We start from the raw sequence: 11,016 nt of genomic DNA, 5'->3' as shown, positions 1-11,016 counted from the left end.
CAGGTTGAAGCTGACCACCGTCAGCAGTCCCAGCGCCCAACTGGCCACGACCATGACAAACACCGCCTGCGGGCGGGTGAGGTCGAAGCGCTCGACGAGGAAGGCGGCCACCGGCTCGATCAGCGAGATCGAGGAGCTGATGGCTGCCCCCAATACCAGGATGAAGAACACCCCGCCGACCAAGCCGCTGAGAGGCATCTCGGCGAAGGCCAGCGGCAGCGTCACGAACATCAGCCCCGGCCCGGCGTCGGCGTCGAGCCCGGCGCCGAACACCAGCGAGAAGATCGCCAGGCCCGCGACCATGGCCACGGCGGTATCGATGAAGGCGATGGCGAAGGCGGTGCGGCTCAGCGAGGCGTCGCTTGCCATGTAGGCGCCGTAGGCCATGATCGCGCCCATGCCGAGGCTCAAGGTGAAGAACGACTGGCCCATCGCCTGCAACCAGCCTTCGAGGCTCAGGTCGGCCAGGTTGAAAGTGAACAGGAAGCTTGCCGCGGCGGCGAAGTCGCCATTGGCGATGCTATAGGCGAGCACCACCAGCAGGATCACGAACAGCGCCGGCATCATGATGCGCAGCCCGTTTTCGATTCCCTTGTGAATGCCCATGCCCACGATCAGGCCCGAGGCGATGATGAACAGGGTGTGGTAGAGCGTGAGCAACCCCGGCGAGGCCAGCAGCGCATCGAAACCGGCGCCGATGGTGGCGGCATCGGCACCGACCAGCGTGCCGGTGAGCATCAGCCAGGTGTAGTGGATCGCCCAGCCGGCGATTACCGAGTAGAAGCTCAGGATCAGGAAGGCCGAAGCGGCGCCCAGCCAGCCGATCGATACCCAGCCGCGGGAGGTCTTGTGGGTGCGGGTCAGGAACTGCATGCCCATGATCGGGCTTCGGCGGCTGGCGCGGCCGAGCATGGTCTCGGCGATCAGGATCGGAATGCCGACGGCGAAGATGGTCAGGGCATAGATCAGGATGAAGGCGCCGCCGCCGTTCTCACCGGCGAGATAGGGAAAGCGCCATAGGTTGCCGAGCCCCACTGCCGAGCCGACGGCAGCCAACAGGAAGGTACCCTTGTGTGTCCAGACGTTGTACGTGCTCATTATGCTTCCGAAGGCTCGTCTTGTGGCCTTGTGGGCCTGCGAATGTCGCCACTGGATACCGGTTGGGTGGGGCCGGTCGTTGGGCGCGTACACTGTGCGACAGAACCCGCTTCCTGGCCAGTAGACAATCGTTAAGGATACGTTGGGAACGGCAGGTGACCGGGGCGCGGGTTCGTGGAAGTCACTGCGGCTCTTCGTCCTCCTTCGAGATGTCGGCCGGGCGCGGCTCGAAGGCGCGGCTGGCATCCGGCAGCCTCACCGTGTCGCCCACGGCGAGCTTGCCGATCAGCTTGCGGCGCTTGCCGCTGAACGGCTCGATCAGAGCCACCACCTCGCCGATGCTGGTGCCGTCGACGTAGGCCTCGACCTTGATCCGCACCACCTTGCCCTGGTAGCGGCCCGAGAGGATATCGCCCCGCCCCGGCTCCGAATAGCCCTGTGGGCTGCGCTCGTAATGGCGCATCACGCTGTCGGCTCCGGGGTCGTCCCATTCCACGTGCTTGTGCATGGTTGCTCTCCTGGAAGTTGATTCTCTCCTAGGGTAGCCACGGTCATGGAGAAGCGCCGCACTCTACGTCAGGCAGGAGTGGGTTGCCATGACCATGGCCAAGGAAGTGCATCGCGGAAGGAACAGCGGAGGGGAAACCCGCCACCGTGGCGACGGTAGCGGGTGGGGTGGCTCAGCTCGCCGGCAGGTACGCGATCGCCTTGCCCAGGTACTCCTTCATGCGCTCGGTCATCCAGACGCTCGCCTGGAGCGCCGGCTCCTGCTCGTTGGCCCGGCGGATCTTCTCGTGCGTGGCAGGGTCGTCGCCGGCGAAGCTGCGCAGCAGCTCCAGCCACTCCCTGGCCAGTTGCTGCACGGCCGGGGCCTGCGGCGGGGTCCCTTGCTCGAGCTGCTGGCGCAGCTTGGCCATCAGGGGTGGCCACTCGTGCATGCGCTGCGGGTAGCGCTGGCGCATGAAAGCGAACTCCTCCTCGTTGAGGTAGCGTTGGTAGATGGCCAGCTTGGACTGGGCGAACGCTTGCATCACGTACTCGGAGACCTGAGCGGAAATGCCCATCTGAGCTTGGACCTCCGGCTCGTTGGCATGCATGGCGTTCAGCTTGTCGAGCAGCGTAGGGTCACCAGCAGTATCTCGCTCGAGCGTCATCATCCAGCGCTTCGCCAGCTCCTGGGCGGCACGGTCGTCGGGCGGCACGCCTTGGCGCATCAAGGCTTCGGCCTCGCCGATCAACGCCTTCCATTCGATTTGCCGCTCGTCGTCGGCCTGGTACAGCGGCAGGCGGTCGAGTTCCTGCGGGGTAAAGTAGCGGTCGTACATGGTCATCATCTCCAGTGTCTTCAGCCAGTCGTCCATCTCCGGCTCGTCGCCGTTCTCGAACTGCTGATGCAGCGCCACGAGGCGATCTCGCAGCAGGCTCTGGTCCGCGATCTTGCGTTCCAGCTCCTGAATCTGCCGTTCGATCACGGCGGTGAGAGAAGGAGAAGGCCGGTCTAGCAAGGCGCCGATATCGGCCAGCGACATGCCCAGGGAGCGCAGCGCCTGGATACGGTGCAGGCGGGCGACATCCTGGCGCCGATAGAGCCGATAGCCGGCATCGGAACGCATGGAAGGCACGAGCAGGCCGATTTCGTCGTAGTGATGCAGCGTTCTCACGGTCAGGCCCGTGCGCTTGGCCAATTCACCGACTCGTAACAGCATGCTTCGTCTCCTTTCGTCCATGCGTGGGCTGAAGCTTGGAGGCTCACGTTGCGTGAGGGTCAAGGAGGTTTTGTACCGCAAAACGACGACACCCGCCGAAGGGGCGGGTGTCGTTGAGAAACGAGCAAGCTTTACTTCTTGTTGCGCTTGCGCTCGTGCTCCTTGAGGAACTTCTTGCGCAGGCGGATGTGGTTGGGGGTGATCTCCACCAGCTCGTCGTCGTCGAGGAACTCGATGGCCTGCTCCAGGCTGAACTTCACCGGCGGCGTCAGCACGATGTTCTCGTCGTTACCCGAAGCGCGCATGTTGTCGAGCTTCTTGCCCTTGGTGGGGTTGACCACCAGGTCGTTGGCGCGGTTGTGGATGCCTACCAGCATGCCTTCATAGACCTCGGTGCCGTGGTCGATGATCAGCTTGCCGCGCTCCTGCAGGGCGTACAGCGCGTAGGCCAGCGCCTTGCCGTCGACCATCGACACCAGCACGCCGTTGCGACGCTCGATGGCGGCGTCGGGCTTGAGCGGGCCATAGTGGTCGAAGCGGCTGGTGAGGATGCCGGTGCCCGAGGTCAGGGTCAGGAACTGGCCGCGGAAACCGATCAGCCCGCGTGCGGGAATGATGAAGTCCAGGCGCACGCGGCCCTTGCCGTCGGGGTTCATGTTGGTCAGCTCGCCCTTGCGGTAGCCGAGCTCCTCCATGATGGCGCCCTGGTGCTGCTCCTCGCAGTCGATGATCACCTCTTCGTACGGCTCCTGCCTGACGCCGTCGATCTCCTTGATGATCACCTCGGGGCGGCCCACCGCCAGCTCGAAGCCTTCGCGGCGCATGGTCTCGATCAGCACCGAGAGGTGCAGCTCGCCGCGGCCGGAGACCTTGAATTTCTCAGGGCTCTCGCCCTGCTCGACGCGCAGCGCCACGTTGTGGATCAGCTCCTGCTCGAGGCGATCCTTGATGTTGCGGCTGGTGACGTACTTGCCGTCACGGCCGGCGAACGGCGAGTCGTTGACCTGGAAGGTCATCGACACGGTGGGCTCGTCGACCGACAGCGGCGGCAGCGCCTCGACGGCGGCCGGGTCGCACAGGGTGTCGGAGATGGAGAGCTCATCGATGCCGGTGATGCAGACGATGTCGCCGGCGGTGGCCAGCTCGGTCTGCACTCGCTCCAGGCCCATATGGGTCATCACCTGGCCGACCTTGCCCTTGCGGGTCTTGCCGTCGGTGCCGATCACGGTGATCGTCTGGTTGGGCTTGACCGAGCCACGCTTGATGCGGCCCAGGCCGATGACGCCCACGTAGCTGGAGTAGTCCAGCGCCGAGATCTGCATCTGGAACGGTCCGTCCATCTCTACCGCCGGCGGCTCGACGATGTCGACGATGGCCTGGAACATGGGCGACATGTCATCGGCCAGCGTCTCCGGGTCCATGCCGGCGATGCCGTTGAGCGCCGAGCAGTAGACGATCGGGAAGTCGAGCTGCTCGTCGGTGGCGCCGAGGTTGTCGAACAGATCGAAGATCTGGTCGATGACCCAGTCGGGGCGCGCACCGGGGCGATCGATCTTGTTGACCACCACGATCGGCTTGAGCCCTTGGGCGAAGGCCTTCTGGGTCACGAAGCGGGTCTGCGGCATGGGGCCGTCGACGGCGTCGACCAGCAGCAGCACCGAGTCGACCATCGACATCACGCGCTCCACCTCGCCGCCGAAGTCGGCGTGTCCGGGGGTGTCGACGATATTGATGTGGAAGTCGCGGCCGTTGCCGTCCTGCCAGCGGATCGCTGTATTCTTGGCCAGGATGGTGATGCCGCGTTCCTTCTCCTGGTCGTTGGAGTCCATGATGCGCTCCTGGCCTTCGGCCTTGCGGTCGAGCGTGCCGGACTGGCTCAGCAGCTTGTCGACCAGCGTGGTCTTGCCGTGGTCGACGTGGGCGATGATGGCAATATTGCGCAAACTCTCGATACGAGAGGGGGTTACAGCTGTGTTCATAGGGTGTGACTCATCAACTAGGGTGCGCACCTATGTACACATCGAAGAACGTACCCTAGGCGCGGGGTAGGGGAGTGGTGGCGCATTGTACAGATAAGCAGCGAGGGGGAATAGCACTACCTCGTCATAAGGCGCTTCTCAGCCCAAGGCGTGGCTCTCCCCATGCGTTCGGGGGTGCCCGGGCAATGCTGCCGTCCGGCAAAGCCGGTCATGAATTGGGCAGCTTGGTGCGACAAAATTCAGCAAGGGAACTTTTTCGATACTTTTCTACACTTATCTACACAGTTAGTAACTTTTCGGCTGTCGGGTGGCCCTTTTATGCCTTGGTGGAGCCTGAGCCATGAGCCTTGCCAGTGTCATATTCGATGCCCGGACTGCGGGAGCCAAACTTCCGCGCAGTCTGGTCATTTTCGCACAGGCTGCCCGGCGCTGGGAGGGTGGCCATGAGCTGCTCCTGGTAGATGATACCGGCGATCGTCGATTACCGGCCTTGGCTCAGCGCCACCAGGCCATCCTGCTATCCTGTGGCTCCGCTACCCTGGGCAGCCGGTTCAACGCCGCGGTGGGGGCCAGTCGCGGTGACGTCCTGCTCTTTCCTGGACAGGGAGATCGCCGTGCCGCCGATTGGCTGAGCCACCGGCTGGCCGATGTCAACCTCGGCAGCGACTGGGACGCTGCCGTCCTGCCCATGCGCCGTCACAGCTGGCTGCGCTGGTGGTGGCTGCTCCAGCGCCTCTCGCCGATGGATACCTTCTGGGTGGCGCGGACCTGGTTCGATCGCATCGGCGGCTTCGACCCGCAGTTGGGAAGCGATGCCCTGCCCGATCTGCTCGAACGGCTGCGGGCATGCCAGGCTCGCGTATCGATCGAAGTCGCGTAAATCCCTCTTTCCTCGCACCTGTTTGGTGCGCTCTGGGCAAGATTGCACCAACGCGGTGCTTTGTTTTAAGCCTGCTGGTACTCAATGAGACCGGTCGAGCAGGCTTGGTGCAGCGCGATACAGAGCGGTGCAAATTTTTTTTCAATTATTACCGTCACTTATTCTTTCTCCGGGCTTGCATGGTGCATGCTTGGCATGGCTCCTGCATTTGTGTGGGCAGCTCTCCATGCTTGTGCATGGCGACGTGGGCAGTAGGCCCACCGCGTGTTACAACAGGCGCTGCGATGCAACCAGTGCCAGTGGACTTCAGCCAAACGAATCGAGCCACAGCTCAAACGGAGGACACAAATGTCAGCCAAGACTCTCGCCCTGATCGAAGAACATGATGTGAAGTGGGTTGATCTGCGCTTCACCGACACGCGGGGCAAGGAACAGCATGTCACCATTCCGGCCCGTGACGTCGATGAGGAATTCTTCGAGAACGGCCAGATGTTCGACGGCTCCTCCATCTCCGGCTGGAAGGGCATCAACGAGTCCGACATGATCCTGCGCCCGGAAGACGGCACCGCCTTCCTCGACCCGTTCACCGAAGACGCCACCCTGGTGCTGCGCTGCGATATCATCGAGCCGGCCACCATGCAGGGCTATGAGCGCGACCCGCGCTCCATCGCCAAGCGCGCCGAGGCCTACCTGCAGTCCACCGGCCTGGGTGATACCGCCTTCTTCGGCCCCGAGCCCGAGTTCTTCATCTTCGACGAAGTGCACTGGAAAGCCGACATCGAAGGCGCCATGTACAAGATCACTTCCGAAGAGGGCGCCTGGTCCACCGACCGTCAGGTCGAAGGCGGCAACCTGGCCCACCGTCCGCGCGTCAAGGGCGGCTATTTCCCGGTGCCCCCGGTCGACAGCTTCCACGACATTCGCGGCGCGATGTGCAACACCCTGGAAGCCATCGGTCAGACCGTCGAGGTGCATCACCACGAGGTGGCCAACGCCGGCCAGAACGAGATCGGCGTAAAGTTCAACACCTTGGTGAAGAAGGCCGACGAAGTTCAGGAAATGAAGTACGTGATCCACAACGTGGCCCACGCCTACGGCAAGACCGCGACCTTCATGCCCAAGCCGCTGGTCGGCGACAACGGCAGCGGCATGCACGTGCACCAGTCGTTCTGGAAGGAGGGCCAGAACCAGTTCGCCGGCGACCAGTACGCCGGGCTGTCCGAAATGGCGCTCTACTACATCGGTGGTGTGATCAAGCACGCGCGTGCCCTGAACGCCTTTGCCAACGCTTCGACCAACTCCTACAAGCGTCTGGTGCCGGGTTTCGAAGCGCCGGTCATGCTGGCTTATAGCGCGCGTAACCGTTCGGCTTCCATCCGCATCCCGTACACCGCGAGCCCCAAGGGCAAGCGCGTCGAGCTTCGCTTCCCGGACCCGACCGCCAACCCCTACCTGTGCTTCGCGGCGATGCTGATGGCCGGTATCGACGGCATCAAGAACAAGATCCACCCCGGCGACGCCATGGACAAGAACCTCTATGACCTGCCGCCGGAAGAGGGCAAGAAGGTGCCGACCGTGGCGAGCAGCCTCGATCAGGCCCTGGAGGCCCTGGACAAGGATCGTGGCTTCCTCACCGAAGGCGGCGTGTTCACCGACGACATGATCGATGCCTACATCGAGCTGAAGATGGAAGACGTCGAGCGTATCCGCATGACCACGCACCCGATCGAGTTCGACATGTACTACAGCTGCTAAGCTGTTGCGTCCGGCGCCATGGGCGCCGGTTCGCTACGAGGGGCTCCGCATCGCGGAGCCCCTTTTTTGTCGTACACTGAGTTGCGAAAGGTTGCAGGGCAACACACTCATGGGCACATCGGCCGATCGGCAGCGGAGCTGCGCGGGGCGCCGTCGAAGGGAGAGTCCACATGGGCAAGGCGATCGCGCTCTGTCTGCTGGGCCTGGGCCTGGTGCTGGCGCAGGGGGCGCTGGCCACGTCGATCTACCGCTCCACCGATGCACAGGGCAACGTGATATTCACCGACGACCCCAACCGTGGCGGCGAGCCGGTCGAGCTGGCACCGCTGACCGTGATCCCTTCGCCGGTCGAAGGGCGCCAGGCAGAGCCGCCGCGCGTCGAGGGTGTCGCCCCACGCATGGGTGAGGCACCCGGCCAGCCGTTCATGCCCTACGACACCTTCCGCATCCGTTCGCCGCAGCACGGGGCGGACCTCCCCGCAAGCTATGCCGGCAACTTGCAAGTGGAGCTGGCCATCGAGCCGGAGCTACGCCCCGACCATCGCGTGCAACTGCTGGTCGACGGCCGGGTGAGCCAGACTCCCATGCATACCCGCGCCTTCATGCTCAACGACCTTGGCCGTGGTGAATACGTGCTGCAGGCGGAGCTGCTCGATGCCCAGGGGCAGGTGCGTCATCGCAGCCCGCCGGTCTCCCTTTATGTGCAGCGAGCCAACGTGACGCTGCCGCAGAATGGCGGTTGAGCCGAGGCGTCAGCCTCAAACTGATGTAGCGTTCTCCCTGGCTCGCCCTTTCTCGTGCCTCGATGCCCCGCGATGGGGAAGATTTGTGCCACCTGATTTGGCGGTCTCACTGCTTATGCACCATAATGGTGCATAAGGGCTCGCTGCCGTCGCCCTGAAACGGCGCCCTGCTGCGCCGCCGTGGGGTTGGCGCGCTTCTTGCTTGGAATGTTCCACCAGAGTGTTGCCTGGCTTCGGGGCGGTAGCTGCGGTGATCCCTGCCGATGCGCCATGACGATGCACGTACTGCGCCATGCACTCCTGCGTTCAACGAGGGAAGGTCGTAAATGTATCGACGCCTGATGGAACACCTCACCACGGCGGTGCTGTTGCTCGACCATGAGTTGCGGCTGAGTTGGATGAATCCGGCGGCCGAAGCCTTGCTGGCGGTCAGCCTGGGTCGGGTGAAGGGGCTCAGCCTGGCGAGCCTGCTGACCGAGGACGACGGCATGGGCGAAGTACTGGCCAAGGCGCGTGACGATCAGCACCCCTTCACCCAGCGCGAGGTAAGGCTGGCACTGGTCGGCGGCGCCGTGGTCACGATCGACTACACGGTAACGCCGTTGTCGACGGTGGAACTGCTGGTGGAGATGGAGCCGCGCGACCGCCTGTTGCGCATCTCCCGCGAGGAGGCCCTGCTCAACCGACAGGAGGCGATCAAGGTGCTGTCACGTGGCCTGGCCCATGAGGTCAAGAACCCGCTGGGTGGGATCCGCGGTGCGGCGCAGCTGCTGGAGCGCGACCTCGACGACCCCACTCTGCAGGAGTTCACCCGCATCATCGTCGAAGAGGTCGACCGTCTGCGCGACCTGGTCGACAGCATGCTGGGACCGAACAAGCTGGTGCGCCACGAGCCGCTCAATATCCACAAGGTGCTGGAGCGGGTGCGTGCGTTGCTGATGGCGGAGACCCCGTCGGTGGCCATCGAACGCGACTATGATCCCAGCCTGCCGGATTTCCCCGGCGACGAGGCGCAGATGATCCAGGCCGTGCTCAACGTGGCCCGCAACGCCGTGGAGGCGTTGACCGAGGCGGGTACCGAAGCCCCGAGCCTGCTGTTACGCACCCGGGCACGCCGCCAGTTCACCCTGGGCGCGGAGCGCCATCGCCTGGTCTGCGAAGTGGCCCTGATCGACAACGGCCCCGGCGTTCCCGAGAGCCTTCAGGAAACCCTTTTCTATCCCATGGTCTCGGGGCGCGCCGACGGCAGTGGGCTGGGACTGTCCATTGCCCAGGGCATCCTGCATCAGCACCAGGGGCTGATCGAATGCGATTCCCGCCCCGGCCATACCGAGTTCCGTCTGCTTATTCCACTGGAGAGGCGCCATGACTGATGTCGCACGTGTCGCGGTGGTCGACGACGACCGCGCCATTCGCTGGGTGCTGGAGCGCGCCCTGGCTCAGCCCGACCTCGAGGTCGAGTGCATCGACCGGGCCGACGTGGCGCTCAGCCGCTTGCTGGATGACCCGCCCGACGTTCTGGTCACCGACATCCGCATGCCGGGCATCGATGGCCTCGACCTGATGTCGCGGGTGCGCGAGGTTCACCCCGACCTGCCGGTCATCGTGATGACCGCCCACTCCGACCTCGACAGCGCCGTGGCCTCCTATCAGGGGGGCGCCTTCGAATACCTGCCCAAGCCGTTCGATGTCGACGAGGCGCTGGCTCTGGTGCGCCGTGCCGTGGCCCATGCCCGCGAGCGCAAGCGCCCGGTCAGCGTGCCTGAGGGGCTGGACGCCGAGATCATCGGTGAAGCTCCGGCGATGCAGGAGGTCTTCCGCGCCATCGGCCGTTTGTCGCACTCTCACATCACGGTACTGATCAACGGCGAGTCGGGTACCGGCAAGGAGCGGGTGGCCCGCGCCCTGCATCAGCACAGCCCGCGCTCCAGCCATCCGTTCATTGCCCTGAACATGGCGGCGATTCCCCGCGACCTGATCGAATCCGAGCTGTTCGGCCACGAGAAGGGCGCCTTCACCGGCGCCACGGCAAGCCGCCAAGGGCGCTTCGAGCAGGCCAACGGCGGCACGCTGTTTCTCGACGAGATCGGTGACATGCCCGCCGAGACCCAGACGCGGCTGCTGCGGGTGCTGGCCGACGGCGAGTTCTATCGGGTTGGCGGCCATACGCCGGTAAAAGTGGATGTGCGCATCATTGCCGCCACCCACCAGAACCTGGAGCGGCTGGTCGAGGATGGCCGCTTCCGCGAGGACCTGTTTCATCGCCTCAACGTGATCCGCGTGCACCTGCCCAAGCTGGCGGAGCGGCGCGAGGACATCCCGCGGCTGGCGCGCCACTTCCTGGCCGAAGCCGCCAAGGAACTCGCCACCGACATCAAGGTGCTGACCAAGGACGCCGAGGCTCACCTGACCCGGCTGGCCTGGCCGGGCAACGTGCGCCAGTTGGAGAATACCTGTCGCTGGTTGACGGTAATGGCCTCGGGCCGCGAGATCCTGGTCGAGGATCTGCCACCGGAGCTGCGCCAGGGCGAGGGTGGCGAAGTCGCCAATGGCGATTGGCGCGCCGCCTTCCGCGACTGGGCCGACCGCGCCCTGGCGGCGGGCCACACCCACCTGCTGGAAGAGGCCGTGCCGGATTTCGAACGCATCCTGATCGAGACGGCGCTGAAGCACACCGGTGGGCGCAAGGGCGAGGCCGCCGAACTACTGGGCTGGGGGCGCAATACCCTCACGCGTAAGCTCAAGGTGCTGCTGCCGGCACTGGCCGACGGCGACTGAGAAGCGGGGCCGGGCCATACAAGAGCCGGTATTAAACCAAAGGCGCATGGCTGCGATGCGAGTCGGCTACGTACAGT

9 protein-coding genes are annotated in these 11,016 nt (G+C 64.4%); 5 read left to right on the top strand and 4 right to left on the bottom strand.

Annotated features, from left to right (window positions below):
• The 4 genes from HBJ55_RS16275 to typA all read right to left on the bottom strand — a co-directional run.
• On the bottom strand, positions 1-1,098 hold a 1,098-nt coding region (locus HBJ55_RS16275), incomplete at its 3' end, for a sodium-dependent transporter (protein ID WP_167117289.1).
• Positions 1,099-1,279: 181 nt separating this feature from the next.
• Positions 1,280-1,606, bottom strand: a complete 327-nt coding sequence (locus tag HBJ55_RS16270) for a hypothetical protein (RefSeq protein WP_167117286.1) — start codon at positions 1,604-1,606, stop codon at positions 1,280-1,282.
• A gap of 172 nt (positions 1,607-1,778) precedes the next feature.
• On the bottom strand, positions 1,779-2,804 hold the full coding sequence (locus HBJ55_RS16265) for a MerR family transcriptional regulator (RefSeq protein ID WP_167117283.1): 1,026 nt from the start codon (positions 2,802-2,804) through the stop codon (positions 1,779-1,781).
• Positions 2,805-2,935: 131 nt separating this feature from the next.
• Positions 2,936-4,783: a translational GTPase TypA gene (typA, locus tag HBJ55_RS16260; RefSeq protein ID WP_167117280.1), complete on the bottom strand. Its 1,848-nt coding sequence runs from the start codon at positions 4,781-4,783 to the stop codon at positions 2,936-2,938.
• Positions 4,784-5,123: 340 nt separating this feature from the next.
• On the opposite strand from typA, the gene HBJ55_RS16255 reads away from it, so the two are divergent.
• The 5 genes from HBJ55_RS16255 (at position 5,124) to ntrC (ending at position 10,939) form a co-directional block, all read left to right on the top strand.
• On the top strand, positions 5,124-5,663 hold the full coding sequence (locus HBJ55_RS16255) for a glycosyltransferase family protein (RefSeq protein WP_167117277.1): 540 nt from the start codon (positions 5,124-5,126) through the stop codon (positions 5,661-5,663).
• A 348-nt stretch (positions 5,664-6,011) separates the two neighbouring features.
• Positions 6,012-7,418 carry a glutamate--ammonia ligase gene (gene glnA / locus HBJ55_RS16250; protein ID WP_167117274.1) on the top strand — a complete coding sequence of 469 codons (1,407 nt, stop codon included), beginning with the start codon at positions 6,012-6,014 and terminating at the stop codon, positions 7,416-7,418.
• A 170-nt stretch (positions 7,419-7,588) separates the two neighbouring features.
• The gene (locus HBJ55_RS16245; RefSeq protein ID WP_167117271.1) at positions 7,589-8,161 is read left to right on the top strand and encodes a DUF4124 domain-containing protein; all 573 of its coding nucleotides are present in this window, start codon (positions 7,589-7,591) and stop codon (positions 8,159-8,161) included.
• Positions 8,162-8,487: 326 nt separating this feature from the next.
• Positions 8,488-9,534 carry a nitrogen regulation protein NR(II) gene (glnL, locus tag HBJ55_RS16240; RefSeq protein ID WP_167117268.1) on the top strand — a complete coding sequence of 349 codons (1,047 nt, stop codon included), beginning with the start codon at positions 8,488-8,490 and terminating at the stop codon, positions 9,532-9,534.
• The gene (gene ntrC / locus HBJ55_RS16235) at positions 9,527-10,939 is read left to right on the top strand and encodes a nitrogen regulation protein NR(I) (protein ID WP_167117265.1); all 1,413 of its coding nucleotides are present in this window, start codon (positions 9,527-9,529) and stop codon (positions 10,937-10,939) included. Before glnL ends, ntrC begins: the two co-directional genes overlap by 8 nt.
• Positions 10,940-11,016 lie beyond the last annotated feature (77 nt).

Source organism: Billgrantia bachuensis (assembly GCF_011742165.1).
Lineage (GTDB): Bacteria > Pseudomonadota > Gammaproteobacteria > Pseudomonadales > Halomonadaceae > Halomonas > Halomonas bachuensis.
The sequence above is the reverse complement of the archived record's forward strand: the minus strand, read 5'-3'. Positions and strand labels throughout refer to the sequence as shown.

Coding starts and splice junctions, on each gene's coding strand:
- glnL (WP_167117268.1), top strand. CDS start 8,488: ATGTATCGACGCCTGATGGAACACCTCACCACGGCGGTGCTGTTGCTC.
- HBJ55_RS16245 (WP_167117271.1), top strand. CDS start 7,589: ATGGGCAAGGCGATCGCGCTCTGTCTGCTGGGCCTGGGCCTGGTGCTG.
- HBJ55_RS16255 (WP_167117277.1), top strand. CDS start 5,124: ATGAGCCTTGCCAGTGTCATATTCGATGCCCGGACTGCGGGAGCCAAA.
- ntrC (WP_167117265.1), top strand. CDS start 9,527: ATGACTGATGTCGCACGTGTCGCGGTGGTCGACGACGACCGCGCCATT.
- typA (WP_167117280.1), bottom strand. CDS start 4,783: ATGAACACAGCTGTAACCCCCTCTCGTATCGAGAGTTTGCGCAATATT.
- HBJ55_RS16270 (WP_167117286.1), bottom strand. CDS start 1,606: ATGCACAAGCACGTGGAATGGGACGACCCCGGAGCCGACAGCGTGATG.
- glnA (WP_167117274.1), top strand. CDS start 6,012: ATGTCAGCCAAGACTCTCGCCCTGATCGAAGAACATGATGTGAAGTGG.
- HBJ55_RS16265 (WP_167117283.1), bottom strand. CDS start 2,804: ATGCTGTTACGAGTCGGTGAATTGGCCAAGCGCACGGGCCTGACCGTG.